Raw genomic sequence first — 24672 nt, forward strand, 5'->3', positions numbered from 1 at the left:
ATCGGCGGGCCCCTGCGGGCCCGTCGCTTCCACTGGAACATCCCGATGAACAAACGCGACTTCCTGCGCACACTGGGCGGCGGCCTCTCGCTCGCCCTGCTGCCCCGCACCCTGTTCGCCGCCACCACGCCCGGCGAACTCCCCGCAATCCGCCTGATCGCCGCCTGGCGCAGCCTGCACGACCTTGGCCGCGACGGCGCCTCGCGCGGCGCGAAGGCGGAGGGCAGTACCGACTACGTCGGCATCCTGGCCACCGACTGGCAGCAAGGCCTCGCCCGCATCGAGACCGCGGTCGCGGTTCCCGATCGGGTCCACGGCCTGCTGCCCGACCGCGACGGCGGTTTCCTGGTGTGCGCCAACCGTCCCGGCCCCTGGCTGATGCGCTGCGCCGCCGACGGCGAAGTGCTCGCCCGCCAGGTCCTCGAGGACGAGAAGGGCGGGCGTACGCTCAATGGTCACGCGGCCTTCGACCCCGCGGGCGAGTGGCTGTACACCACCGAATCCGAGACCGGCTCCACCCAGGGCTGGATCGCCGTGCGCCGGCGCGACAGCCTGCGCAAGGAGGCGGAGTTCTCCACCCGCGGGATCGAGCCGCACGAGCTGCTGTTCGACGCCGAGGGCAAGCTGGTGGTCGCCAACGGCGGCATCCTGCGCGCCGCGGGCGACCGCAAGCGCGACCTCGAGCGCATGGACTCCTCGCTGGTGCGGCTCGATCCGCGCAGCGGCGAGCGCCTGGGCCAGTGGTGGCTGAAGGACAAGCGCCTGAGCCTGCGCCACCTCGCCCTCGGCTCCGCGCCGGCAGCGGGCGGCCCTGCGCTGGTAGGTATCGCACTGCAGGCCGAGCACGACGACCCTGCCGAGCGCGCCGCCGCCCCCATCCTCGCGGTGTGGAATGGCGACAGCCTGGCAATCCCCAGCCGCGAGACCGTCGGCGCGGGCTACTGCGGCGACATCGCCACCGGCATGGACGGCGGCTTCTACCTCTCCGCCGAGCGCAGCCATCGGGTAGCGCGCTGGCATCCGGCGGCCCCCGCGCGCCTGGAGATCATCGCCGAGCTGAACAAGGCGGGCGCGCTGGCCGAACTCCCGCTCGACGGTACCCACGCCAGCCTGATCGGCTCACCGCGCGGCCTCGGCTTCTGGCACCCGCAGCACGATCCGATGCTGCTGCGCTGGCCGGTGGAGATCGCGCCGGACAACCACTGGACGCTGGTCGGAGCCTGAACCCCGCCACCCGCCTGGATCGCCGTATCGCGACTCGCGTCGCTCCTACAGGAAGCTCCGAAGCGGGGGTTTTCTGCAGGAGCGACGCGCGTCGCGACATGGAGCGGAGAATTCGCCCCGACGCGTTTCCCGCTTACGGGAAACGACCGCCACGACGACCCGCGGCTCTCGAGAAAACGCGCTACAAGTTGGTATTTTCTTTGCGAACCCATTCCACCGCGGGCGGGGGATGGGACGCTCAGAACTCCCAGGCCACGCCCACGTTGGCGATGTTGCGATCGTTGCCGCGACCGACCGCGCCAGAGATCTTCACGCCCTCGGCGATCGTGTAGCGCAGACCGACCTGGCGATCCGGGCCGGAATGCTCCGCACCGAAGGTCTCGACGACGAAGTCGAGCTGCTCGCCGAGCGGCACGTCGAGGCCGATGCCCCAGAAGTCGAGGTCCTCGTCGTCGCGCGCCCACTCGCGGCCGAGGTTCACATGCACCCGCGGGCCCTGCTCGAACGCCCAGGTCGCCAGGCCGGCGAGCGCGTCGACACGCGAGGAGTCCTCGCCGCTGACGCGCTCGCGCCCATACTCGTATTTCAGGCCAGCCGAAAGCCCGCGCTCGGACTGCAATGGCACCCATTTGACCGCCGCGCCGACGGCGCGGATCTTCGCGTCTGGATCGGCGTCACGATCCTTCCCGCGGCCATAGCCCACCTCCACTTCGACATTGTCGATCGGACCGAAACCGGCCGCGCCCTCGTAGCCGCGCACCGCGTCGTCGCGGCTCCAGCCGAACTCGAGCTTGGCGCCGCCGCGCTCGAGCGTGCCGGCATCATCGACCGCCATCGGGCGTTCGGCGAGAGCCGGAGGGGAACACAAGGCGAACAGCGAGGCCAGCACGATCGGGCGCAGCCCGGACTTGCGTTGAGACATGACGATTCCTTTGCAGGGAGAGGTGGACAAAGACGGGCCGCCCACACGAGCGGCCCGAAAAGGGATGCGCAACTCCGAACGACCGGGGCTACGAGGTGATCGCTGGACAAGACCCACGCCGTCGATGCGGCAGGGACGCCCGACACTCGTGCCTCGGACGTGCCCGCATGCGCCGGGAGGGGCTTCTTACTCGAGCACCTGGCCAGACACGGAAAGGGCGGTGCGGCCATGTTCGAGCACCGCATCGCGATCGAGCTTCCCGGAATATTCGGCCCCCGCCTCAATGCAGCCGATGATCGCGGTCGCCGGGCCTGGGGATGGGTTGAAAAATATTAACCGCAACAACAATCATTACCATTTGATAATCATCAACAGCGCGCGGGATTCCGGCTTACTTTGCGCGCCGCGGACATCCCTTGCAGGGCTTGTCCTTCCTGCAGCATTTCTTGCTCATGGACTTCTCCTCGTGGAATGGAAAAGACGGACACCATCGAACCGGACTGCTCAGTGCAGTGCCTGCGGATCGTGGCCGCCATCGCCCGCATCGCCCAGCACTGCATAGGCCTCCCACTCCGCCACCAGCCGGGCGGCGCAGTCGCGCACACAAGCGGAAAGGCGCTGATCGCTGCCGATCACCCGGAAGTGACCGGCGATCGCCTGCGCCAGCGCGGGCGAGCGCCGCGCCGGGAAGCGCGACAGCAGCTGCAGCACCGCCGCCAGCGCGAGCTCGGGATGGGTGTCGTACTCCGGCCCCGCGTTCGCGGCAACCCTTCGCCGGCTGGCGGATGAATGCGCGCTCACAGCCGCACCGCGTAGTACTCGACGACCTGCTGGACGTCGACCGGGAAGGGCACCTCGTCGGGCGACGGGGTGCGCGTCATCGTCGCCACGAACGCCGCCTCGTCGAAGACGAGCCATTCGGGGCGGGTCAGCGCAGGCTCGGCGAGCGCCTCGACCACCACCGGGATGCACCGCGCACGTTCCGTGAGCTGGATGCGGTCGCCCGGCCGGATGCGGATGGAGGGGATGTTCACCGCCCGTCCGTTGAGCAGTACGTGCTTGTGGCGCACGAGCTGCCGCGCCGCCACCGCGGTGGGCGCGAAGCCGGCGCGGAACACGAAGTTGTCGAGGCGACGCTCGAGCAATTCCAGCAGCTTGTCGCCGGTCGGGCCGCGGTCGCGCTTGGCCTCGCGGAACAGGCGCTGGATCTGCTTCTCGCCGAGACCATAGTTGAAGCGCAGCTTCTGCTTCTCGATCAGCTGCACGCCGAAGCCGGACTTGCGCCTCGGGCGCCGGCCGTGCTGGCCAGGGGGATGGTTGCGCTCACCCAGCGGCTTGCGCGACAGGCCGGGCAGCTCGGCGCCGAGGGCACGCATCACTTTCAGGCGGGGGCCGGTGTATCGGGACAATGGGTTCTCCTTCATTCAGGGATTCTTGCTGCGCCGACGCACGAAGAGCGCCAGCAGGACAGCCTCGAAGTCGAGACAGGGTCGGTTGAATATCGTCTTTCCGAATGATTCGCAATATCGTTAAAATCCGAATCACTGTCAAGCCTCTCTGTCCTGCGGTCCGGACCGCATCGAATACACACCGGGCGCACGACCTTTGAGCTAGATCAGTAAAAGTCATAATGCGACCCATTATCGTTCTAGGCTTACTCCGCCCTCCGGACACCCGAGTTCATGGACTGCGCCACTTCGCCCTCCTCCGCCGCTGCCGCCGCGCTGCGCACCCTGGCCCTCGTCGGCCACCCCAACGTCGGCAAGTCGGTGCTGTTCCACCGCCTCACCGGCACCTACGTCACGGTGTCCAATTACCCCGGCACCACGGTCGAGGTCTCGCGCGCCACACCGCGCTTCGACCGCGAGGCCTCGCTGCTCGACACCCCGGGCGTGCTCGCCCTGCCATCGCGCAGCGACGACGAGCGCGCCACCATGCGCGCGCTGCTCCATGAGGACATGCGCACGCTGATCCAGGTCGGCGACGCCAAGAACCTGCGCCGCACGCTCAACCTCACCGCGCTGCTGGCCGAACTCGGGGTGCCGATGGTGATGGCGCTCAACATGACCGACGAGGCCAAGGCGCGCGGGGTCACGGTGGATGCCGCGGCCTTGTCGGAGGCACTCGGCGTGCCGGTCGTGGCGACGGTGGCGACCGGCGGGGAAGGAGTTTCCGCGCTCACCGAAGCGCTGCAGCGTGCGGCGGTGCCGGCACCACTGCTGCGTTACGACCCGGTGCTCGAGCGCGACATCGCCCGCGTCGAGCAGCTCATCCTCGCGCAATGCCCACATCCGCGCCTGGCCGCACGCGGGCTGGCCATCCTCGCCATCGGCCGCGACCCCGAGGTCGAGGCCTGGCTCGCGGCGCAAGCGAACAGCGAGACCGTGCGCGCCGCGCTCGCCGAGCTCACCGCGCCCATCGGCCGCGACTCGCTCCCGGCGCGGCTCGCGCGCGAGCGCGGCGGCGCCGCCGAGGCGCTCGCGCGCACCGTCACGCAGCAGGCTGCCGGCAAGGACCGCACGCTGTCGATGCTGCTCGGCCGCATCGCGGTGCACCGGCTGTGGGGCTGGCCGATGCTGCTCGGCGTGCTGTATCTGGTGTATCTGTTCGTCGGCGACTTCGGCGCCAGCACCCTGGTCGGACTGCTGGAAGAAGACTTCTTCGGCGAGGTCCTCAACCCCGCGGTCACCGAGTTCGTCACGAGCCACATCTCCACGCCCTGGCTGGCCGACCTGATCGTGGGCGAATACGGCCTGTGGACCATGGGCATGACCTACGCGCTCGCGCTGATCCTGCCCATCGTCACCACCTTCTTCCTCGCCTTCGGCGTGCTCGAGGATTCGGGCTACTTCTCGCGCCTGTCGGTGATCGCCAACCGCATGTTCGCCGCCATCGGCCTCAACGGCCGCGCGGTGCTGCCGATGGTGCTCGGCCTGGGCTGCGTGACCATGGCCACGCTCACCACCCGCATCCTGCACACCCCGCGCGAGCGCCTGATCACCATCTACCTGATGGCGCTGGCGATCCCGTGCTCTGCGCAACTCGGCGTGGTGCTCGGCCTGCTCGGCGGCATCTCCTTCGGCGCCACGCTGATCTGGGTGCTGGCGATCGTCGGCGTGCTGCTGTTCACCGGCTGGCTGGCGAGCAAGGTCGTGCCCGGCCGCCGCGTGCCGCTCGTCACCGAGCTACCGCCGATGCGCATGCCGGTGCTCGGCAACGTGCTCAAGAAGACCGGCGGAAGGCTGAAGTGGTATCTGATCGAGGTGATCCCGCTGTTCCTGATCGGCACCCTGATCATGTTCGGGCTCGACCGCAGCGGCGCGCTGCCGTGGATCATCGAGGCCGGCGAGCCGCTGGTGGTGGGCTGGCTCGGCCTGCCGCCGGAGGCGAGCGCCGCCTTCGTGATGGGCTTCCTGCGCCGCGACTTCGGCGCCAGCGGCCTGTTCGCGCTGCAGAGCGAGCTGTCGATGATCCAGGCCGTGGTGGGCATGGTCACGATCACGCTCTTCGTGCCCTGCATCGCCAGCCTGATGATGATCATCAAGGAGCAGGGGATGAAGGTCGCCGCGCTGATGCTGGCGATGATCATCCCCACCGCCTTCCTGATCGGCGGCCTGCTCAACCACGGCCTGCGCCTGATCTTCTGAGGAATCCGCGCCATGAACGCCGCCCCCTCCAAACCCCTGCCCCACGAGCGCATCCGCCTGATCGGCACCCCGGTCGGGCGCATGGTGCGCATCGACGACTTCGACGACGAGATCGATCCGCTGCAGCGTGAGCAGCTCCACGCCTACGGGCTCTCCGCCGCGCACGCGGTGAAGGTGCTGCAACAGCAACCGATGACGGTGCTATTGTGCGAGCACGTCGAGCTCGCGATCGAGCACGCGGTGTCGCGCCATATCTGGGTGCAGCCCGCCTGAGCGCTCCAACCTGCCTTCGCAAACGTTGCGCGCGGGAGAACTGCAGACAAGACCGACGCCATCCTCCATACTATACGGTATGGACCGAACCCCGCGTGGGACGCCGGCCCGACCAGTTTGTTTGACAATGAACGGGAGAGGAAAAGGATGTCGCAAAACGCATATCAGCAAGGCCTCGACAAGAACGCGGCCAACTACGTGCCGCTGTCCCCGCTGAGCTTCATCGAGCGCACCGCCATGGTCTATCCGACGCGCACCAGCGTCGTCCATGGCACGCTCATCTACACCTGGAGCCAGACCTACGAGCGCTGCCGCCGCCTCGCGAGCGCCTTGGTCGCGCACGGCGTGAAGAAGGGCGACACGGTCGCGTGCATGCTGCCCAACGTGCCGTCGATGTTCGAAGCCCACTTCGGGGTGCCGATGACCGGCGCGGTCCTCAACACCCTCAACACCCGGCTCGACGCCGATGCCATCGCCTTCATGCTGCAGCACGGCGAAGCCAAGGTGCTGATCACCGACCCCGAGTTCGCCGGCGTGGTCCGCGCCGCGCTCGAGCTGCTGCCGGGAGACAAGCCCCTGGTGGTCGACGCCCTCGACCCCGAGTATCCGGGCACCGAGCGCATCGGCACCGTGCTCTACGAGGACTTCCTCGCCGGCGGCAACCCCGACTTCCAGTGGAAGCTGCCCGAGGACGAGTGGGACGCGATCGCGCTCAACTACACCTCCGGCACCACCGGCAACCCGAAGGGCGTGGTCTACCACCACCGCGGCGCGTATCTCAACGCCGCCTCCAACATCATCAGCTGGGGCATGCCGCAGCACTCGTCCTACCTGTGGACGCTGCCGATGTTCCACTGCAACGGCTGGTGCTTCCCGTGGACCATGGCGGCCAACGCCGGCGTCAACGTCTGCCTGCGCAAGGTCGACCCGGCGCTGATCTACGAGCTGATCCGCCGCCACAAGGTCACCCACATGTGCGGCGCGCCGATCGTCTACGGCATGCTGATCAACGCCCCCGAGGGCCTGCGCGCCGGCATCGAGCACAGCGTCGCCGGCCTCATCGCCGGCGCCGCGCCCCCGGCGGCGATCATCGAGGGCGCCGAGAAGATCGGCTTCGACATCACCCACGTGTATGGCCTGACCGAAACCTACGGCCCGGCCTCGGTGTGCGCCAAGCACCCCGAGTGGGATGCGCTGCCGATCGACCGCCGCGCCGAGCGCAACGGCCGCCAGGGCGTGCGCTACCACATGCAGGAAGCGATCACCGTGCTCGACCCGGTGACCATGGAGCCGGTGCCCGCCGACGGCGAGACCATGGGCGAGATCATGTTCCGCGGCAACCTCGTCATGAAGGGCTACCTCAAGAACGAGAAGGCCACCCAGGAGTCCTTCGCCGGCGGCTGGTTCCACACCGGCGACCTCGCGGTCATGCACCCGGACGGCTACGTCAAGATCAAGGACCGCTCCAAGGACGTGATCATCTCGGGCGGCGAGAACATCTCCTCGCTCGAGGTCGAAGAGGTGCTGTACCGCCACCCGGCGGTGCTGACCGCGGCGGTCGTCGCCAAGCCCGACGAGAAGTGGGGCGAGGTGCCGGCGGCCTACATCGAGGTCAAGGAAGGCGCCGGCGTGACCGCCGACGACATCATCGCGCACTGCCGCGAACACCTGGCGCGCTACAAGGTGCCCAAGTTCATCGAGTTCTGCGTGCTGCCCAAGACCTCGACCGGCAAGATCCAGAAGTTCGCCCTGCGCGAGATGGCGAAGTCGGCCTCCGCGATCGAGTGATCGTGTCACGCGGTCGGCCCGTCGGGGCCGACCGCACTCGCCGCGCGCCGATGCCGCGTTCCGTCACCGGACGGACGCGGCATTTTTCCTTCCACACGTACTACCAGCCGAATCCCTTGCGCAGCAACAGCAGCATCGCCATGCCGAGGATGAAGGGCAGCCACGGATTGCGCGAGCGCAGCGCGACCAGGATCACGACTCCCCCCGCCGCGAGCTTGGGATTGAGCGGATCGAACGCACCGCCATCGAGCAGCAGGTCGGGCATCACCAGCGCCGACAGCGCCGCCGCCGGCGCGTAGCGCAAGGCACGCTGCAAGGCTGGCGGCAGACGCCCCTTCTCGCCGGCGAGGATGAAGCTGCCACGCGTCATGATCGTCGTCGAGCCGATGGCCAGCAGCGTCAGCCATAACCACAACCCCTCGCTCATCGCGCGGCCCTCCCTGCCAGCGCACGCTCGGCAATGAAGCCCGCGCCGATGCCGAGCGCGATGCCGGCAATCAGCCCCAGGCGCAGCGGCAGCTCGCGCAGCAGCACCGCACCCAGCCCGCCCACCAGCGCAGCCACCCACATCGGTCGCTCGCGCAGCATGGGGATCATCATCACCGTCAGCGCGATCGTGGTCATGAACTCCAGCGACCAGTCGCGCGGAATCGCCCCTGCGCCGAACACGCCGACCGCACCGCAGAGCTGCCAAAGCAGCCAGCAATACACCGAGGGCACGATGTAGTACCCCCATCGCCAGTGCGGATCGTCGGCCCTTTGCAGCTTGTCCGCGCCGACTGCGAACATGCCGTCCACCAGCAGATAGCTCGACGCCAGCCGGCGCATGAAGCGGTGATCATGGAAGACCGGCGCCAGCGCGGCACTGAAGATGATGAAGCGCAGGTTGAGCACCAGCGCAGTGAGAAAGATCAGCCATAAGGGTGCACCGCTGCCGATCAGCGGCAGCGTGCCGAGCTGGGCGGTGCCGGCATAGACCAGCAGGTTCATGCCCATGGACTCGGCCGGGGACAGGCCGATCGAGCGCATGGCGATGCCGGTCACGATCGCCCAGGGCACCAGGCCGACCGAGAGCGGCAGGAAGTCGCGCATGCCCTCGCGGGCACCGCGGCGGAACGAGGATTCCATCAGAACCCCAGTCCCTCGCCCGCACCGGCCAGGGTCGCGATGCCCAGGCCGAGGAAGATCGCCGCGGCGATGCCGTGCACCAGCTTCACCGGCATGCGCGTGGCGATGCGGTCGCCGAGCAGCACCGCGGGCACGTTGGCGATCATCATGCCGAGCGTGGTGCCGGCCACCACCGCGACCAGGGCCTGGTACTGCGCCGCCAGCGCCACCGTGGCGATCTGCGTCTTGTCGCCCATCTCGGCAAGGAAGAAGGCCACCAGCGTGGCGCCGAACACGCCCAGGCGCGGCAGCCTGGCCTCGTCCTCGTCGAACTTGTCGGGGATCAGCGTCCACACCGCCATCGCGATGAAGGACAGGCCGAGCACCCAGCGCAGGGTGTGCGGCCCCATCAGCGTGGTCAGCCAGGTGCCGACCGCGGCGGCGAAGGCGTGGTTGGCCAGCGTGGCGACCAGGATGCCGAGCACGATCGGCCACGGCCGGCGGAAGCGTGCGGCAAGGATGAAGGCGAGCAGCTGCGTCTTGTCGCCGATCTCGGCGAGGGCCACGATGGCGGTGGAGACGAGAAAGGCGTCCATGGGAATTCAGGTGGTGGCGGGAGCGCGATTCTAGCCGCCACCGCGCTGCATCGCCATCCGATACACCAGCGGCACCGCGAACAAGGTCAGCACCGTGGAAAAACCCAGCCCCCACACGATGCTCGCCGCCACCGGTCCCCACATCAGCGACTTGCCGCCCAGGCCGATCGCCAGCGAAAGCAGCCCGCCGATGGTGGTGGTGGAGGTGATCAGGATCGGCACCACGCGCCGGCGCGCGGCGTAGATCGCGGCGTGCTGCACGCTCATGCCGACGGCGCGGCGCTCGTTGGCGGCGTCGATGAGCACGATCGCCGAGTTCACCGCGATGCCGGTGAGCGCGATCACCCCATACAGCGTGTATAGCGACAGCGGATTGCCCGACACCAGCAGTCCGAGCACCACCCCGGTGAAGGCGAGCGGCACGGTCAGCAGGATGATCAGCGGCTGCCAGTAGCTGCGGAACTGGGTGGCGAGGATCAGGTAGATCAGCCCGACGCCGAGCGCGAACAGCTTGCCCATCGCATCCAGACTCTCCTGGATGTCCTCCAGTTCGCCGGAGAAATCCAGCTCCACGCCCGGGAAGCGCGGCTGCAGCTGCGCCCACGCGGCCTTCAGGCGGTCGTTGGCTTCGACCGTGTCGAGGCGCTCGCGATCGAGCTCGGCCTCGACGGTGATCGCGCGCGTGAGCTGGTAGTGGCGGATGTAGCCCTTCGACAGCAGCAGCTGCCGGCTCACCAGCTCGCCCAGCTGCACGCTGCGCCCGTCGGCCAGCGGCACCGGGCGCTGCAGCAGCCCGGTGACGTCATCCAGGCTCTCCTGGCGGGCGCGCACCACCACCTCCACCTTCTCGCCGCCGTCGCGCGTCGTGGCAACGATCTCGCCCTCGCCGTACAAACGCAGCAAGCGCGCCACCTCGGCCGGCTGCACCCCGGCACGCGCCAGCTTCTCGCGATCGAGCGCGAGGCGCATCTCGCCGCGCCCGGGCACATCGTCGTCGGTGAGATCGCGCACCCCGGGCAGCTTTGCCGCCTCGGCGAGGAGCGCATCGGCCGCGGCGCGCAGCTGCGGGTAGTCGTCGGACTTCATCTTCACCGAGATCGGCTTCGCCGTCGGCGGCCCGCCCTTCATCTCCATGAAGGAGAGCTTCGCTTCGCCGGCGAGCGCCTCGATCGCCGGACGCACCGCGTCGATGATTTCGCCGGTATCGCGCCCGCCGGCCGCGCGCGGCAGCAGCGAGACCAGCACCTGGGCGTACTGGTCGCCATACACCGGCTCGGTCTCGGTGAACTTCAGGCCCGCATACACCGCGACCGCGCGCAGCTCGTCGGCGCCGATCGTCTCGCCCAGCACCTTCACCGCGCGCTCGGCCTCGGCCAGCGTGCGCTGGGGCACGACACCGGCAGGCATGTCGACGTTCACATAGAAGAGCCGCATCGAGTCGAAGGCGAAGAACTGCACGCGCACCAGGCCGGTCGCCACCGCCGCGCCGGCACCCGCCATCATCAGCACCAGGACCGCGACGGTGAGGCGGCGGCGGCGCATCACCGCCACCAGGGCACGCGCATAGGCGATGCGGATGCGCAGGGTGAAGCGCTCGCGCAGCCGCTGCGACCGCGAGGGCCGCTGCGCCGGCTGCGGGCGCAGCGCCAGGATGTGGGTGGGCAGGATCCAGTAGGCCTCGACCAGGCTGACCAGCAAGCCGACGGTCACCACGAAGGGCACCACGAACATGAACTTGCCGAGGATGCCGGGCAGCAGCATCAGCGGCAGGAAGGCGGCGATGGTGGTCAGCACCGAGGACAGCACCGGCAGGCCGACCTCCTCCACCCCGGCCACCACCGCCTCGTGCGGAGGATCGCCGCGCTGCAGGCGGTAGTAGATCGCCTCGACGATCACCACCGCGTCGTCGACCAGCATGCCGAGCGCGATCACGACCCCGAGCAGCACGGTGAGGTTGAGCGTGGAGCCGATCAGGTCGACCGCGATGAAGGTGCCGGCAAGCGCGAACGGCACGCCCAGCCCGACCAGCACCGACAGGCGCGAGCCGAGGAAGATCCAGCACATCGCCAGCACCGCGAACAGGCCGAACACCGCGTTCGACTCCATCACCCCGATCGCGTGGCGGGTGGCGTGGGTCTGGTCGTCGATCAGGCGCAGCTGCACGCCCTGGTCGGCGAGCAGCGGGTTGCGCCGGGCAGCGAAGTCCTGCAGGCGCTCGACCAGCTCGAGCGTGTTGGCGTCGGCATCCTTGGTGATCGACAGCATCAGCGCCGGCGCGCCGTTGTAGCTCACGAGCTGGCCCGGACGCTCGTGGCCGCGCGCCACGCTGGCAACCTCGTCGAGCGCCACCCGGCCCGCCGGCGTCACCACCGCAGCCTGGGCGAGCGCCTCGGGGTCGGGCGTCTTGCCCTCCATGCGCACCAGCCACTCGCGGTCCTGCACCCGCACCCGGCCGGCGAGGGTGTTGCGGAACCAGGCCGCCACGCTGTCGGCGACCTGCAGCGCCGACAACCCGGACGCCGCTACCCGGGCGGGATCAAAATCGACGTGGAGCTGCGGATCTTCCAGGCCGGCGGCGATCACCTGGTCCACGCCGTCCAGGCCCTCGAGCTCCTTCTTCATCACGAAGCCTGCGCGCCGCAGGGTCTCGCCGCCGGCGCCATGGAGCACCAGGATCGCGGTCGGGAAGCCGTTCGAGCTGGTGAACTCGACCACCACGGGGTCGTTGGCGTCCGGCGGCAGCTCTGCCGAGGCCTTGTTCTGGATCTCGCGGCGCAGGTCGTTCACGCGCTTGTCGAACACCCGCTCGGGGAGCTCCTCGAAGCGCACCAGGATGGACGACACCCCCTCGCGGCTGGACGAGGAGCTGAAGCGGATGTCCTTGACCTGCTTGAGTGCGTCCTCGAGCGGCCCGGTGAGGTCGCGCTCGACGTCCTCCGCCGAGGCGCCGGGCAGCGCGGTGACGATGCTGACCCAGTTGAAGTTGATCTCGGGGTCCTGCGCCCGCGGCATGGAGAGATAACTGAACAGGCCGCCGAGCAGCACCATCACGAAGGCGATGTTGGCGAGCGGGTGATTGTCGATCAGCCGCCGGTACAAGCCGTTCAACGCGAGCCCCCGGCCGCCGCGGTCGGCGCCCGCAGTCCGAGCGCGAAGCGCCCCGCGTCCACCACCCGGGTGTCCGCGGGCCAGTCGACCGCGACGGGGCGGCCGGCCTGCGCGTCGGGGAGCGCCACGAACGCCGGCTCGCCGCCGCGCACCAGCCAGGCGCCGAGGCGGCCCTCGCGCTGCTGCAGGTAGGCGGCCGGCAGGTGCGGCACGACGCTGCGCCAGCGCAGCTCGCCGGCCAGGCCCGGCGGCAGCGCGGGCGCGGCGGCGAGGATCACGTCGCGCGCCTGGCCCGCGGCATCGAGCACCGGCGACACGCGCACGATGCGCAGCGCATGTTCCGCGCCGCCCGCGACCAGCACCGGCGGCGCAGCGGCGAGCAGTCCGTCTATCTGCGCTGCGGGCACGCGCGCGTGCACCTCGGCGCCGGCGCTCGCCGCCAGGCTCAGCATCGGCGTGCCGGGGGCGGCGAGATCGCCCACCGCGGCGAGGCGCTCGCGCACCACGCCGGCAAAAGGCGCGCGGATCACGGTGCGGGCGAGCGCGAGCTCGGTGGCGGCCTGGGCCGCGCGTGCCGCGTCGCGCTCGCGCTGCAGCACGCCGAGTTCGGTCTCGCGGATGCGCAGGCCGTCGGCGCTGATGAAGCCGCGTCCGGCGAGCGCGCGCGCCTGGTCGAGCTGGGCGCGCGCCAGCCCGATGCGGCTGTCGATCAGCGCCACCTGGGCGCGCGCGCGGTCGCGCTCGATGCGGAAGGCGGCCTCGTCCAGGCGCACCAGCTCGGTGCCGCGCGCGACCTCCACGCCGGTACGCGCCGGCATCGCGACGATGCGCGCGCCGACTTCGGCGGCGATGCGCGCCTCTTCGCCCGCGACCACGCTCGCCGGGGCGCGGAACTCGGGATACACCGCGATCTCGCCGAGCGCACGCGCGCTCCAGTCCTGGGCGGTCGCACAGAAAGGCAGCAGGAGCAGGAGGATACTCAGGATTCGCATCGGAACACACCGCAATGCATGGGCGAGGCCGCAGACGGCGGGCGCACCCGCAGACCCGTCGTGCATGGGCCCTCAGCCTTCGTCTATGACGCGGAAGGAGAGCGTGGGTGCGGTGAAATCGTCGGGGGCGGCGCCGAGGCCGATCTCCCCCTCGCCGTAGAGCGTGCAGCTGTCGCGGCGCAGCACCACGGGCGCCGAGTTGCCGCGCAGGCGCACCCAGCTGCCGTTGCTGCTGAAATCGGTGAGCACGCACTGCCCGGCGGTCCATTCCAGGCGCGCATGGCGGCGCGACACGCGCGCGTCCTCGACCGGGAAGCCGGCACCGTCGCCACGCCCGAGAATCAGCGGGGGATCGTCGGCGTGCAGTTCGACGCGCTGGTCGAGGCGCTCCAGATCGACCCGGCGCACCGGGCGCACGCCCGCGACGAGGTCGTCGAAACCGAGCAGCGTGGTGAGCGTGGTCTCCGCGGTGCGGGCGAAGTCCACCCGCCACACGCGCATCGGCTCGGCCTTGCCCTTGATGCTGATGCGGTCGAGGCTGTGGCAGGCCACGCGCAGCCCCTCGGGGAGGCTGGCGAACACCGCCTCGCCGATCAAGGTCTCGCCGGTCTGGGCGCGATCGCTCAGGCGCGCGGCGACGTTGACCGGATCGCCGTAGCAGTCGCCATCATGCTCGACGATGGGGCCGAGCGCGATGCCGGTCTTGACCCCGATCGGAGCCCGCCGCAGCTCGGCGCTGGCCAGCTCCTCGAGCACGTCCTGCAGGCGCGAAGCCGCCTGCACCGCGGCGACCGGATCGTCGAACAGCACCAGCACGCCATCGCCGAGATACTTGACGATGCGCCCGCCGGCACAGGCGAGGTGGCGGCCGAGCGCGTGCGTGCACCGGGTGACGATCTGCGTCGCCGCCACGTTGCCAGCCGATTCGAACAGGCCTGTGCTGCCTGTCAGATCGGCGAAGATCACGGTCCTGACCGCTTGCTCCACTGAATTCCTGCCCCGACGGATGTGCGGGCACTGCCCGCGACCCCGAAAAGCGGGGCTCGCTGCAGTGCGCAAGCAAGAATCCTAGCATTAAGGACCGTGATCGTCATCGCCGCGCACGCGACGATGCGCCCGCGGCAAGGCACGCGCGGGGCCGGGTGCGCGCTGCAGGACGCTAGTCGGCGAGGACGGCCCGCAGGGCCTCGGCCAGCATCGGCGCGATGTGAACGGCATTGCTCGGGTGGGCGATGCAGTCGGTGCTCCAGACTTCGCCCACGCCGGCGGCACGGATCACCTCGAGCGCGTCGCCGGCGAACAGCGCGTGGGTGACCGCGACATCGACCGAGGCCGCACCCGCCGCGCGCAGGCGCTCGGCCGCACGCGCGAGGGTGTGCCCGGAGCTGGCGACGTCGTCGAGCAACACCACCGCACGCCCGGCCACCTGCGCGCCCTCGGGCAGCGCGATATCGACCTCGCGGTCGCCGTGGCGGAGCTTGGTGCACACGATGGCATCGAGCCCGTGGCGCCGCGCCGCGGTCTCGACCCACTGCGCCGACTCGGCATCCGGCCCCACCAGCAGCGGGCGGTCGCGGCGCGCGACCGCCACGTCGGCGAGCAGGCCGGCGCCCGAGAGCGCGACCGCATGCGGCACCGGAATCGCCTCGGCGAGGCTGGAGATGCGATGCAGGTGGGGATCGACCGTGATGACGCCGTCGAACAACCCGGCCAGGAATCCGCCGACGATGCGCTGGCTCACCACCTCGCCCGGATGAAAGGCCTTGTCCTGGCGCATGTAGGCCAGATAGGGCGCGACCAGGATGAGGTGGCGCACGCCGCCGCGCCCGGCGCTGCGCGCCACCAGCAGCAGCTCGAGCAGTTTCTCGTTGGGACGGTGCAGGCTGCGGAACAGCACCGCGTTGGCCGGCAGTTCGGCCGGCAGGCGCAGGCGCAACTCGTCGTCGGGGAAGCGGTGGCGCTCGATCTCCGCCGCCTCGAGTCCCGCCGCACGCGCGAGGCGCAAGGCTTCCTCGCGCTCGTCGTCGAAATGCAGCAGCAGGGTGTCTTCAGTACTCATTGGCGGAAGATTACACGCCGTGCGGCGGCGGTCGCCGCGCAGAAATTCACGCCCCGGCTGCAAAACGGAACGCGGTCCGCGGTCCGCCCGGAAGCCTGTCACGTCGCCTCGGCAACGTCGAGTTCAGAACTCCACGAACAGATGCGGCACACCATCCGCCGTCCCCAGCGCGTAGCCGCTGGCGCGCACGCTGGCCTGGCGGGCGAACTCGAGATCGGCCGGATAGTCGGCGTGGACGCGGTAGAGAGGCTCGCCCCTGCCCACCGGCTCGCCGAGCTTCCTGAGCAGATCGACGCCCGAGCCCTGCATCTTGGGCGCCCCCGCCAGGCGGGCGATGCGCGCGAGCTGGTGGTTGTCGATCGCCACCACCACACCGTCGGCCTCGGCGCACACCTCGAAGCTCAGGCGGGCGAGCTGCGGCGCGTTGTGGTCGAAGGCGCGCGCGCCCTGGGCGCGGATGATCGCGTCCATCTTCGCCAGCGCGCGACCCGAGTCGAGGATGTCGCGCGCGATCGCGAAGCCGTCGCCGCCGCGCACGTCGGGGTCGAACTCGAGCATGCGCCCGGCCAGACGCAAGGCCTTCTGGCGCAGGTCGTAGGGCGCGCGCGGGTCGTTCTCGAGCACGCGCATTACATCGCGCGCCTCCAGCACCGGCCCGATCCCGCTGCCGATCGGCTGGCGGCCATCGGTGATGACCACGTCGATGGTCAGGTTCATGCGCCCGGCGACGAACTCGAAGAGCTTGCGCAGCTTCTGCGCCTCGGCCATCGAGCGCACCTTGGCCGTCGGTCCCACCGGGATGTCGAGCACCAGGTGGGTCGAACCCGCGGCGAGCTTCTTGGACAGGATGGAGGCCACCATCTGCCCGGGCGAGTCGATCGACAGCGGACGCTCGACCGAGATCAGCACGTCGTCGGCCGGCGACAGGTTGGCGGTGCCGCCCCAGGCGAGGCAGCCGCGATGCTCGCGCACGATGCCCGACAGCTCCTCGGTCGGCAGTTCGACGCGCGCGAGCACCTCCATGGTGTCGGCGGTCCCCGCGGGCGAAGTGATCGCGCGCGAGGAGGTCTTGGGGCACAGCATGCCGTGCGCGGCGACGATCGGCACCACCAGCATCGAGGTGCGGTTGCCGGGGATGCCGCCGATGCAATGCTTGTCCACCACCGGGCGCTCGTGCCAGTCGATGCGGTCGCCCACCGCCGCCATCGCCTCGGTGAGGAAAGAGACCTCCTCGCGATCGAGTTCGCCCTGGTTGGTGGCGACCACGAAGGCGGTGAGCTCGATCTTGGAATAGCGGTGCTCGGCGATGTCGCGGACGATGGCGCGGAAGTCCTCACGGGCGAGCCGCTCGCCGGCGATCTTGCGATGCAGCGCCGGGATGGAGGACGGCGGCTCGGCCTGCGCGATCATCGCCGGATGGCCGTCGTCGACGCCGAGCTGGAAGAAGGCGTCGATCGACACCCCGAGCTCTTCGGGCTCGACGATGCAGCCGTCGTCGACGACGTTGAGGGTGGCGAGGATGCGGCGCCCGTTGGCCCGCACCTCGACCTTGGAAAGGGCCTGGAAACCCTCGGCGCGATAGATCGCGCAGTCGCGGTGCAGGTAGGCGACGTTCTCGCGCCAGGTATCGATCGCCACCCTGCGCAGGCGCAGGGGAGAGGCCGACTCGGCGGTGGCGGGAAGCGGTCCGGCTTGTGGTTCCATAAATTCAGCCTACACCCGCATGGACAGACGAAACAGGACGCAGTTCACACGCAGACGGCGCCACGACGGCGGCGATCGGCGGCGCGGCGAGTCTCTCGCCACCGCGAGACCGTGCCGAAGCCACCAGGCCCCTTCGATCGATACCCATGAACCTTAACCAATATCAAGATCGCGCTCCGGTATTCGTCCTATGGTGTGACAGAAATCACACCAAGCAGAACAAGAGGAGGCCGCCATGACCAACCGCAACATCTCCTTCATCGTCAAGGACCAGAACCCGCTGATGCTGCGTCCCACGGACACCGTGCAGACGGCCTGCCGCAGCATGTGCGAACGCAGCGTGGGCGCGGTGCTGGTGACCGACGCGCGCGCGCACCTCAAGGGCATCTTCACCGGCCGCGACGCGGTGCAGGTGATCGCCAACGGCGGCGACCCGGCCAAGGTGCAGCTGTCCGAGGTCATGACGGCGAAGCCCGACACCATCGACCCCGAGCACAAGGCGATCGACGCGCTGCACATGATGTGCGACGGCGGCTACCGCCACCTGCCGGTGGTGGTCGACGGCAAGGTGGTCGGCATCGTCTCGCGCAGCGACTTCAAGGGCCTGGAGCTCGACCAGTTCGAGGACGAGCAGAGCCTCTGGGAACGCATCTGCTAGCCGCCACGGCAAGCCGGCCGGCAAGACGTCCAGGCCCGCGCGCACCACGGCAGGGGCGCGCGGGCCTTTTCTTCACTCCACCCTGAAGCGCAGCGTGCCGATCATGCGGTCGTCGGCGGCGAGCACCTGCACCTGCCAGCGCCCGCGCGGGTCGTCCGGGAAGTTGCGCTTGCGCGTCCACGCCCGGTAGCCCTCGGCACGGCCGCCGTTCACCTCCAGCTCGATACGGTCCACCACGCGTCCCTCGTGGCGCCACACGTGCACGACCTTCTCCGACAGGCCCAGCGGCGCATGGATCGCGGTGTAGGCGTACAGGCCCTCGGCGAGCAGCTGCCCGGCCTCGATCTGGCGCAGGCTCTCGGCGGGCGCGCGCTGCGCCTCGTCCACCACGCTGGTCACCGCGACCTGGGTCAGGCGCAGCGTGGCCGGCGGCACCCACAGCCGCGCCAGCCAGCCCGCAGCGCCGAGCGCGGCCAGCAGCGCCAGCACCAGCAGCCCGCGCCACCAGCGCGGCACGCTGATCGCCCCGGTCAGCGTCGGGAAGGACAGCACCACCGCGAGCGCGAGCGCGAGCTGGTAGCTCGCCAGCGCCGGCACCTGCAGCACCAGCGGGAACACCACCAGCAGCAGCGCGAACAGGGTCAGCGTGTGGTAGCCGAGGAAGAGCCAGCGCCGTGTCGCCAGGCGGCCGAAGTAGACCGGGTCGAGGATCGCCACCAGCGCCATCAGCCCGAGGGCGCCGGTAAACACCGCCTGCCCGCTGTTCCACGAGGTACTCGCGAAGAAGAAGGGCAGAGCGAAGAACAGGCTCTCCTGGTGGGTGAACTGGGTCAGGTAGCGCACCAGCGCCGGCGGCAGGCCGAAACCGAAGCGCCGCTCGAGCGCGCGGTCGAGCACGCGCTCGAGCACCAGCAGCAGCCAGCCCGCCAGCATCGCCACCGCCATCGCGCGCGCCACACCCTCGTGGCGCTCGACCAGTAAGAAGCTCGACACCCCGGAGACGAAGCCGAAGGTGGCGATCAGCCCGGGATGGCGGCGCAGCCACACCACCACGCACAGGCCGCGCCGCTTCAGGCGGGCGAGGCGGCTCCCACTCGTCCCCGGCGCCGACTCGGTTTCCTGAAGCGAGGCGACCAGGGCCTCGGTCGTCGGGTAGGACTCGTCCTTCATCGTCCGAGGTCGCGCAGGTCGGCCACCGCCTCGCGGCCGAAGTCCTCGTCGAGCAGGAAGTCGACCAGGTGCATCGCGCACTCGGCCGGGGCGACCAGACCGCCGCTGGCCTGCATCTCGGCGAAGCGGTCGCGCAGCGGGAAGCGTTCCGACGTGCTGGCGCGGATCTCGGCCTGCATGCCGGTATCGATCACTCCCGGGGCGAGCGCGCAGATGCGCAGCCCCGGCACGGCGTCGAGCTGCACCGCGCGGGCGTGGTGGTCGAGCGCGGCCTTGGTGGCGCAATACACGCTCCAGCCCGGGTAGGGCTTGCGCGCCGCACCGCTGGAGACATGCAGCACGCGGCGCGCCTGCGGGCCTTCGGCGGCGGCGAAGGCGGCGGCGAGCGCCAGCGGCGCGCCGACGTTGCTCGCCACCGCACGCGCCACCGCCGCCGGGTCCTGCAGCGCGAGCGGTCCCATCGGCTGCAGGGTGCCGGCGTTGTTGATCAGCAGCGCCTCGTCGGCGTCGGCGAGCCAGCCTTGCAGCATGCCCGAGCCGAGCCAGGCGGCGAGCGCCGCGGCGTCGGCGAGATCGAGCGCGACCTCGCGCAGGCGCTCGCCGTGGCGGGCGGCGAGCGCGGGATTGCTGCGGCGTGCGAGCGCGAGCACCGCGATGCCGCGATCGAGCAGCTCCGCGGCGACCGCCTCGCCGAGGCCGCGGTTGTGTCCGGTGAGTACGGCGCGCATCGCGTTCATCGGCGCCCCTCCCCCAGCGCGGGCGGACGGCGCGCGACCAGGCCGACCAGGGCCGAACGCCCCTTGTGGCCCACACCCTCCTCCAGCACGTCCTCGTATTCCTGCACATGCACGATGTCGAGCCCGGCGAAGGCCTCGCGCAGCAGTGCGGCCGTATACAGGTTCTCCACCGCGGACGGGCCGCCGGTGCGGTATTCGAGCTGTTGCGGCGTGTAGCCCTGCAGGATCAGGTGGCCGCCCGGCTTCAACGCGCGCGCCATGCCGGCAAAGATGCGCGCACGCTGCGCCGGGTCGGCGAACTGGATGAAGATCGCCACCACGAAGTCGAAGGCGGCCTCCGGGTAGTCCCACTCGACCGCGTCGGCGAGCACGAAGTCGACCTCGACATGGCGGCCGGCGGCAAGCTTGCGCGCCTTCTCCAGCGCCACCGGGGAGATCTCGGTGGCGGTCACCGCGAGCCCCTGCTCGGCCAGCCACACCGCGTTGCGCCCCTCGCCGTCGGCCACCGAGAGCGCGCTGGCGCCGGCTGCGAGCAGCGCCGCCTGTGCGGCGAGGAAGCGGTTGGGGGTGGTGCCGAAGACGTAGTCCTCGCCCGCGCTGCGATAGCGGGTGGACCACATGTGTTCCTGTTCCTGTGCGTTCATCCCTGGTCCCTGAAAGCGCCGCGGCGGCGCGGCGGTCACCACGGCACGGGTTCGCCGCGATGGTCGAAGAATTCGCCCGAGTCGCCCGGCCCGAGGCCCTCGATCACCGCGAGCAGGCGCGCCGCCGCCTCGGCGGGGGCCTGCACCTGCAGCCCGGACTTGGCGAAGGGCGCCGACAGCCCGGTGTCGACCGTGCCCGGATGCAGCGCCACGCAGATCGCCTGCGGCCGGCTGCGGCGCAGCTCGACCGCGGCGGTGCGCACCAGCTGGTTGAGCGCCGCCTTCGAGGCGCGGTAGGCGTACCAGCCGCCGAGCCGATTGTCACCGATGCTGCCCACGCGCGCCGACAGCGTGGCGAACACCGCGCGGCGGTCGCGCGGCAGCAGCGGCAGGAAATGCTTCATCAGCAGGGCCGGGCCGATCGCGTTGATCGCGAACGCGTGCGCCAGGTGGGCCGCATCGAGCTCGCGCCAGCTCTTCTCCGGCTCCATGCCCGCGCCGTGCAGGAAACCGGTGGCGTCGAAGACCAGGGTCGGCACGCCGCGCGCACGCACCGCGGCGGCCGCAGCGGCGATCGAGGCCTCTTCGAGCAGATCGAGCGCGGGGCTGCTCCGGCGCCCGAGGGCAAGGACCTCGTCGTGGCCACCCGCCTCGCGCAACGCGGCGACCACGGCCGCGCCCACCCCACCGCCGCCGCCCACGACCACGGCGAGCGTCCTGCCGCCGGCTTCCTCCATGCGCACCTCGGCGCGCGCCGCCTCGCTCGTACCGCCGCTCATGACACCTCCGTGCAGATCTCCGCGCCCGCCTCGATCGTGTCGCGCCCCTCCTCCACCGCATGACAGGCCACGCGCCGGCCGTCGTCGAGCTCGCGCAGGACCGGCGCCTCGCCCCGGCAGCGCGCGTCCGCGAGCGGGCAGCGCGGGTGGAAGCTGCAGCCGGATGGCGGGGTGATCGGGTTGGGGACCTCGCCACGCACCGCATCGTCGCCCCGACCCCGGCGGGAAAAGTCGGGGATGGCCGCCAGCAGCATGCGCGTGTAGGGGTGGCGCGGGCGCTCGAACAGTGCGCGACTGGCAGCGATCTCGACGATGCGGCCGAGGTACATCACGCCCACCTCGTCGGCCATGTGGCGCACCACGGCGAGGTCGTGGCTGATGAACAGGAAGGTGAGCCCGAGTTCGTCCTGCAGGTCGCGCATCAGGTTGAGGATCTGCGCCTGCACCGACACGTCGAGCGCCGAGGTCGGCTCGTCGCAGACGAGGAACTCGGGCCGGTTGGCGAGCGCACGCGCGATGCAGATGCGCTGGCGCTGCCCACCGGAGAACTCGTGCGGATACTTCGCGCCGTCGGCCGGCGACAGGCCGACCTGGCCCAGCAGAGCGGCCACGCGCGCACGGATCGCCGCCTCGTCCCGCTCCAGTCCGAACACGCGGATCGGCTCGGCGATGATGCGCTCCACGCGCCAGCGCGGGTTGAGGCTGGCGTAGGGGTCCTGGAAGATCATCTGGAAGCGGCTGCGCAGCTGCTGGCGCTCGGCGCTCCCGCGCACCTCGGCCACGTCGCGGCCGTCGAAGACGATGCGGCCGGCCGAGGGCTCATGGAGGCCGACGATCAGGCGCGCGACCGTGGATTTGCCGCAGCCCGACTCTCCCACCAGCGCGAAGGTGCATCCGCGCCCGATCGCGAACGAGACCCCATCGACCGCGCGCAGCCAGCGCCGCGGCTCGCGCGCGAGCACCCGCTCGAGCCAGGGCCGGGAGACGTCGAAGGCGCAGCGCAGGTCCTCGACGTACAGCAGCGGCGCCGCGGCACGCGCATCGCGCACACGGCGCGCGCCAGCCGCAGCCGGCGCCGGTGCAAGCGCTGCGGGCTCGATCTCGGCTTCGACCGCGGCCGCCACGGCGGGATGGTCCGCCACATCGCCCGTCCGCTCCGCGACCGCTCCCTGCGCGTCCTGCCCGGCCTGCGGCCGATGCACCAGGCCCTCGGCCTGCTCGACCGCGGCGCGGTCCTCCTGCTTCGCCTTGGCGAGCGCGCGCTCGATGATGCTCACTGCGGGCCTCCGTCGGTGTTCTCGCGCGCCGGCGCGTACAACCAGCACGCCGCGCGCGTGGCGCCGGCCGGCAGCAACTCCGGGCGCTCGACGCGGCAGCGCGCGCTGGCCTCGGTGCAGCGCGGATGGAAGGCGCAGCCGGACGGGATCGCATCCAGGCGCGGCATCGCGCCGTCGATCTGCACCAGGCGCTCGACCTCGGCGCCGAGCACGGGAATGGCGCCCATCAGGCCGCGGGTGTAGGGATGCGCCGGAGCGCGCACCACCTCGGCCACCGGCCCGATCTCCACCACCCGCCCGGCGTACATCACCGCGACGCGGTCGGCGGTCTCGGCGATCACGCCCATGTCGTGGGTGATCAGCATCACCGCGGTGCGGTGCTGGCGGCACAGGCGACGCAGCAGCGCGATGATCTGCGCCTGCACCGAGACGTCGAGCGCGGTGGTGGGCTCGTCGGCGATGATCAGCTCGGGCTCGGCGCACAAGGCGAGCGCGATCACCACGCGCTGGCGCATGCCGCCGGAGAACTGGTGGGGGTAATGGTCGATGCGCTGCGCCGGCGCCGGGATGCCGACCTCGTCGAGGAGCGCGAGCGCGCGCTCGCGCGCGGCGGCGGGCGTCAGGTCGAGGTGGGTCAGCATGGTCTCGACCAGCTGCTCGCCCACCGTATATAGCGGGTTCAGGCTGGTGAGCGGATCCTGGAAGATCATCGCGATGCGGCGTCCGCGCAGGCGCCGCATGGCCTCGCCGCGCAGCGCGTGGATGGCCTCGCCATCGAGCAGGATGTCGCCGCCGGCGATACGCCCGGGGGGCTCGAGCAGGCCGATGATGGCCGCGCCGGTGAGCGACTTGCCCGCACCCGACTCGCCCACCACGCCGAGCACCTCGCCGCGCGCGATGTCGAAGGAGACGTCGTCGAGCGCCACCAGCGTCCCGCGCCGGCGGGGAAATTCCACGCGCAGGTTGCGTACCGACAGCAGCGGCAGGTCGCCACCGGCGTTCATCCGGTCGATGTGCGGCACGTTCATCGGCGCAGCCTCGGGTCGAGCGCGTCGCGCAGCCAGTCGCCGAGCAGGTTCACCGACAGCGCGAGCAGCAGCAGCGTCAGCCCGGGGAAGAACACGATCCACCACTCGCCCGAGAACAGGTAGTCCTGGCCGACGCGGATCAGGGTGCCGAGGCTGGGCTGGGTGGGCGGCACGCCCACGCCGAGGAAGGACAGCGTCGACTCCAGGATGATCGCCAGCGCGAGGCCGATGGTGGCGATCACCAGCACCGGCCCCATCACGTTGGGCAGGATGTGGCGCAGCAGGATGGTGGGCGCCGGCACGCCGATCACGCGCGCGGCCTGCACGTATTCCTTGTTGCGCTCGGCCAGCGTGGAGCTGCGCACCGTGCGCGCGTACTGCACCCAGTCCGACAGGCCGATCGCCAGGATCAGCACGTAGATCGCCGCCTTGTCGTGCAGCGCCGGCGGCACCACGCCCTTGAACACGCCGAAGATCAGCAGCGCCACCAGGATCGCCGGGAAGCTCAGCTGCACGTCGGCGATGCGCATGATCAGGCTGTCCACCCAGCCGCCGCGATAGCCGGCGATCAGCCCGAGCGCGATGCCGAGCACCGCGGCGAAGGCCACCGCCGCGAAACCGACCAGCAGCGACACCCGCGAGCCGTAGAGGATGGCCGAGAAGAGGTCGCGCCCCTGCGCGTCGGTGCCCAGCCAATACACGTTGCCGGTGAACGCGTTGGCCTGCATGGGGCGGCTGAAGCCGTCCATCAGGTTCAGCGTGGCGGGATCGAAGGGGTTCTGCGGCGCGATCACCGGCGCGAGCAACGCGGCGATCAGGATCGCCAGCACGATCAAGGCCGAGAGCACGGTGATCGGCGAGCGGAGGAAGCCGTGCAGGAGGTCGCTGTCGAGCAGGCGTGCGAGCGCACCGCGCGGTGCGGCAGCGGTGGTGGGCGTGGGGGATTCGGTGCTCATGCT

23 protein-coding genes are annotated in these 24672 nt (G+C 70.6%); 5 read left to right on the top strand and 18 right to left on the bottom strand.

Features of this window, described 5'->3' with window-relative positions; all coding sequences use genetic code 11:
• Positions 1 to 45 precede the first annotated feature (45 nt).
• Positions 46 to 1224 (top strand): DUF1513 domain-containing protein, encoded by a 1179-nt coding sequence (locus TMZ1T_RS17055; protein WP_012586000.1) that lies wholly within the window; start codon positions 46 to 48, stop codon positions 1222 to 1224.
• A 238-nt stretch (positions 1225 to 1462) separates the two neighbouring features.
• On the opposite strand, the gene TMZ1T_RS17060 is transcribed toward TMZ1T_RS17055, so the two are convergent.
• The 3 genes from TMZ1T_RS17060 to rpsD all read right to left on the bottom strand — a co-directional run bounded on the left by TMZ1T_RS17060 (position 1463) and on the right by rpsD (position 3555).
• Positions 1463 to 2146: a hypothetical protein gene (locus TMZ1T_RS17060; RefSeq protein WP_012586001.1), complete on the bottom strand. Its 684-nt coding sequence runs from the start codon at positions 2144 to 2146 to the stop codon at positions 1463 to 1465.
• Between the two features lie 504 nt (positions 2147 to 2650).
• Complete coding sequence (locus TMZ1T_RS17065; RefSeq protein WP_012586002.1) at positions 2651 to 2947, bottom strand: hypothetical protein; 297 nt, start codon at positions 2945 to 2947, stop codon at positions 2651 to 2653.
• Positions 2944 to 3555 carry a 30S ribosomal protein S4 gene (rpsD, locus tag TMZ1T_RS17070; RefSeq protein WP_012586003.1) on the bottom strand — a complete coding sequence of 204 codons (612 nt, stop codon included), beginning with the start codon at positions 3553 to 3555 and terminating at the stop codon, positions 2944 to 2946. Before rpsD ends, TMZ1T_RS17065 begins: the two co-directional genes overlap by 4 nt.
• 273 nt (positions 3556 to 3828) lie before the next feature.
• Between rpsD and feoB the strand changes: the two genes are divergently transcribed.
• The 3 genes from feoB (at position 3829) to TMZ1T_RS17085 (ending at position 7854) form a co-directional block, all read left to right on the top strand.
• A complete protein-coding gene (feoB, locus tag TMZ1T_RS17075; protein ID WP_012586004.1) occupies positions 3829 to 5793 on the top strand; it encodes a ferrous iron transport protein B in 1965 nt (654 codons plus the stop codon).
• A gap of 12 nt (positions 5794 to 5805) precedes the next feature.
• The gene (locus tag TMZ1T_RS17080) at positions 5806 to 6066 is read left to right on the top strand and encodes a ferrous iron transport protein A (protein WP_004323587.1); all 261 of its coding nucleotides are present in this window, start codon (positions 5806 to 5808) and stop codon (positions 6064 to 6066) included.
• A gap of 147 nt (positions 6067 to 6213) precedes the next feature.
• Positions 6214 to 7854, top strand: coding sequence for an acyl-CoA synthetase (locus TMZ1T_RS17085; RefSeq protein ID WP_004323585.1), 1641 nt, complete (start codon positions 6214 to 6216; stop codon positions 7852 to 7854).
• A 100-nt stretch (positions 7855 to 7954) separates the two neighbouring features.
• On the opposite strand, the gene TMZ1T_RS17090 is transcribed toward TMZ1T_RS17085, so the two are convergent.
• The 8 genes from TMZ1T_RS17090 to TMZ1T_RS17125 all read right to left on the bottom strand — a co-directional run bounded on the left by TMZ1T_RS17090 (position 7955) and on the right by TMZ1T_RS17125 (position 17420).
• Positions 7955 to 8281, bottom strand: a complete 327-nt coding sequence (locus tag TMZ1T_RS17090; RefSeq protein WP_004323583.1) for an AzlD domain-containing protein — start codon at positions 8279 to 8281, stop codon at positions 7955 to 7957.
• On the bottom strand, positions 8278 to 8982 hold the full coding sequence (locus TMZ1T_RS17095; protein WP_004323582.1) for an AzlC family ABC transporter permease: 705 nt from the start codon (positions 8980 to 8982) through the stop codon (positions 8278 to 8280). Before TMZ1T_RS17095 ends, TMZ1T_RS17090 begins: the two co-directional genes overlap by 4 nt.
• The gene (locus TMZ1T_RS17100) at positions 8982 to 9557 is read right to left on the bottom strand and encodes a TMEM165/GDT1 family protein (RefSeq protein ID WP_004323580.1); all 576 of its coding nucleotides are present in this window, start codon (positions 9555 to 9557) and stop codon (positions 8982 to 8984) included. The genes TMZ1T_RS17095 and TMZ1T_RS17100 overlap by 1 nt, the downstream gene beginning before the upstream one ends.
• 30 nt (positions 9558 to 9587) lie before the next feature.
• Positions 9588 to 12665, bottom strand: a complete 3078-nt coding sequence (locus TMZ1T_RS17105; protein WP_012586005.1) for an efflux RND transporter permease subunit — start codon at positions 12663 to 12665, stop codon at positions 9588 to 9590.
• On the bottom strand, positions 12662 to 13657 hold the full coding sequence (locus TMZ1T_RS17110) for an efflux RND transporter periplasmic adaptor subunit (protein WP_041589692.1): 996 nt from the start codon (positions 13655 to 13657) through the stop codon (positions 12662 to 12664). The genes TMZ1T_RS17105 and TMZ1T_RS17110 overlap by 4 nt, the downstream gene beginning before the upstream one ends.
• 72 nt (positions 13658 to 13729) lie before the next feature.
• The gene (locus TMZ1T_RS17115; protein WP_004324921.1) at positions 13730 to 14644 is read right to left on the bottom strand and encodes an adenylate/guanylate cyclase domain-containing protein; all 915 of its coding nucleotides are present in this window, start codon (positions 14642 to 14644) and stop codon (positions 13730 to 13732) included.
• A gap of 172 nt (positions 14645 to 14816) precedes the next feature.
• Entirely contained in the window at positions 14817 to 15716 is a 900-nt protein-coding gene (locus tag TMZ1T_RS17120; RefSeq protein ID WP_004324923.1) for a ribose-phosphate diphosphokinase, read from the bottom strand.
• 123 nt (positions 15717 to 15839) lie between these two features.
• Positions 15840 to 17420, bottom strand: a complete 1581-nt coding sequence (locus TMZ1T_RS17125; RefSeq protein ID WP_004324925.1) for a thymidine phosphorylase family protein — start codon at positions 17418 to 17420, stop codon at positions 15840 to 15842.
• A 235-nt stretch (positions 17421 to 17655) separates the two neighbouring features.
• On the opposite strand from TMZ1T_RS17125, the gene TMZ1T_RS17130 reads away from it, so the two are divergent.
• Positions 17656 to 18078 carry a CBS domain-containing protein gene (locus TMZ1T_RS17130; protein ID WP_004324928.1) on the top strand — a complete coding sequence of 141 codons (423 nt, stop codon included), beginning with the start codon at positions 17656 to 17658 and terminating at the stop codon, positions 18076 to 18078.
• Positions 18079 to 18150: 72 nt separating this feature from the next.
• On the opposite strand, the gene TMZ1T_RS17135 is transcribed toward TMZ1T_RS17130, so the two are convergent.
• From TMZ1T_RS17135 to TMZ1T_RS17165, 7 genes are read right to left on the bottom strand one after another with little or no spacing between them, the layout of a single operon-like run.
• A complete protein-coding gene (locus tag TMZ1T_RS17135; RefSeq protein WP_004324930.1) occupies positions 18151 to 19248 on the bottom strand; it encodes a DUF5924 family protein in 1098 nt (365 codons plus the stop codon).
• Complete coding sequence (locus tag TMZ1T_RS17140) at positions 19245 to 19985, bottom strand: SDR family oxidoreductase (protein WP_012586007.1); 741 nt, start codon at positions 19983 to 19985, stop codon at positions 19245 to 19247. The genes TMZ1T_RS17135 and TMZ1T_RS17140 overlap by 4 nt, the downstream gene beginning before the upstream one ends.
• Positions 19982 to 20605, bottom strand: a complete 624-nt coding sequence (locus tag TMZ1T_RS17145) for a class I SAM-dependent methyltransferase (RefSeq protein WP_012586008.1) — start codon at positions 20603 to 20605, stop codon at positions 19982 to 19984. Before TMZ1T_RS17145 ends, TMZ1T_RS17140 begins: the two co-directional genes overlap by 4 nt.
• 59 nt (positions 20606 to 20664) lie before the next feature.
• Positions 20665 to 21408 (bottom strand): SDR family NAD(P)-dependent oxidoreductase, encoded by a 744-nt coding sequence (locus TMZ1T_RS17150; protein ID WP_012586009.1) that lies wholly within the window; start codon positions 21406 to 21408, stop codon positions 20665 to 20667.
• Entirely contained in the window at positions 21405 to 22685 is a 1281-nt protein-coding gene (locus TMZ1T_RS17155; protein WP_004323234.1) for an ABC transporter ATP-binding protein, read from the bottom strand. The genes TMZ1T_RS17150 and TMZ1T_RS17155 overlap by 4 nt, the downstream gene beginning before the upstream one ends.
• Positions 22682 to 23713, bottom strand: coding sequence for an ABC transporter ATP-binding protein (locus TMZ1T_RS17160; RefSeq protein WP_004323232.1), 1032 nt, complete (start codon positions 23711 to 23713; stop codon positions 22682 to 22684). The genes TMZ1T_RS17155 and TMZ1T_RS17160 overlap by 4 nt, the downstream gene beginning before the upstream one ends.
• Complete coding sequence (locus TMZ1T_RS17165; RefSeq protein WP_004323229.1) at positions 23710 to 24669, bottom strand: ABC transporter permease; 960 nt, start codon at positions 24667 to 24669, stop codon at positions 23710 to 23712. Before TMZ1T_RS17165 ends, TMZ1T_RS17160 begins: the two co-directional genes overlap by 4 nt.
• Positions 24670 to 24672: the final 3 nt, after the last annotated feature.

Origin of the sequence: Thauera aminoaromatica, assembly GCF_000021765.1 — a bacterium.
In the GTDB taxonomy this organism is placed as follows: Bacteria; Pseudomonadota; Gammaproteobacteria; order Burkholderiales; family Rhodocyclaceae; genus Thauera; species Thauera aminoaromatica.

What these genes read in the sequence shown, in the direction of transcription:
- TMZ1T_RS17120 (WP_004324923.1), bottom strand. Translation starts at nt 15,716, where the DNA reads ATGAGTACTGAAGACACCCTGCTGCTGCATTTCGACGACGAGCGCGAG.
- TMZ1T_RS17100 (WP_004323580.1), bottom strand. Translation starts at nt 9,557, where the DNA reads ATGGACGCCTTTCTCGTCTCCACCGCCATCGTGGCCCTCGCCGAGATC.
- TMZ1T_RS17095 (WP_004323582.1), bottom strand. Translation starts at nt 8,982, where the DNA reads ATGGAATCCTCGTTCCGCCGCGGTGCCCGCGAGGGCATGCGCGACTTC.
- TMZ1T_RS17060 (WP_012586001.1), bottom strand. Translation starts at nt 2,146, where the DNA reads ATGTCTCAACGCAAGTCCGGGCTGCGCCCGATCGTGCTGGCCTCGCTG.
- TMZ1T_RS17085 (WP_004323585.1), top strand. Translation starts at nt 6,214, where the DNA reads ATGTCGCAAAACGCATATCAGCAAGGCCTCGACAAGAACGCGGCCAAC.
- TMZ1T_RS17090 (WP_004323583.1), bottom strand. Translation starts at nt 8,281, where the DNA reads ATGAGCGAGGGGTTGTGGTTATGGCTGACGCTGCTGGCCATCGGCTCG.
- TMZ1T_RS17080 (WP_004323587.1), top strand. Translation starts at nt 5,806, where the DNA reads ATGAACGCCGCCCCCTCCAAACCCCTGCCCCACGAGCGCATCCGCCTG.
- TMZ1T_RS17145 (WP_012586008.1), bottom strand. Translation starts at nt 20,605, where the DNA reads ATGTGGTCCACCCGCTATCGCAGCGCGGGCGAGGACTACGTCTTCGGC.
- TMZ1T_RS17135 (WP_004324930.1), bottom strand. Translation starts at nt 19,248, where the DNA reads ATGAAGGACGAGTCCTACCCGACGACCGAGGCCCTGGTCGCCTCGCTT.
- TMZ1T_RS17140 (WP_012586007.1), bottom strand. Translation starts at nt 19,985, where the DNA reads ATGAACGCGATGCGCGCCGTACTCACCGGACACAACCGCGGCCTCGGC.
- feoB (WP_012586004.1), top strand. Translation starts at nt 3,829, where the DNA reads ATGGACTGCGCCACTTCGCCCTCCTCCGCCGCTGCCGCCGCGCTGCGC.
- TMZ1T_RS17125 (WP_004324925.1), bottom strand. Translation starts at nt 17,420, where the DNA reads ATGGAACCACAAGCCGGACCGCTTCCCGCCACCGCCGAGTCGGCCTCT.
- TMZ1T_RS17150 (WP_012586009.1), bottom strand. Translation starts at nt 21,408, where the DNA reads ATGAGCGGCGGTACGAGCGAGGCGGCGCGCGCCGAGGTGCGCATGGAG.
- TMZ1T_RS17165 (WP_004323229.1), bottom strand. Translation starts at nt 24,669, where the DNA reads ATGAGCACCGAATCCCCCACGCCCACCACCGCTGCCGCACCGCGCGGT.
- TMZ1T_RS17160 (WP_004323232.1), bottom strand. Translation starts at nt 23,713, where the DNA reads ATGAACGTGCCGCACATCGACCGGATGAACGCCGGTGGCGACCTGCCG.
- TMZ1T_RS17130 (WP_004324928.1), top strand. Translation starts at nt 17,656, where the DNA reads ATGACCAACCGCAACATCTCCTTCATCGTCAAGGACCAGAACCCGCTG.
- TMZ1T_RS17110 (WP_041589692.1), bottom strand. Translation starts at nt 13,657, where the DNA reads ATGCGAATCCTGAGTATCCTCCTGCTCCTGCTGCCTTTCTGTGCGACC.
- TMZ1T_RS17055 (WP_012586000.1), top strand. Translation starts at nt 46, where the DNA reads ATGAACAAACGCGACTTCCTGCGCACACTGGGCGGCGGCCTCTCGCTC.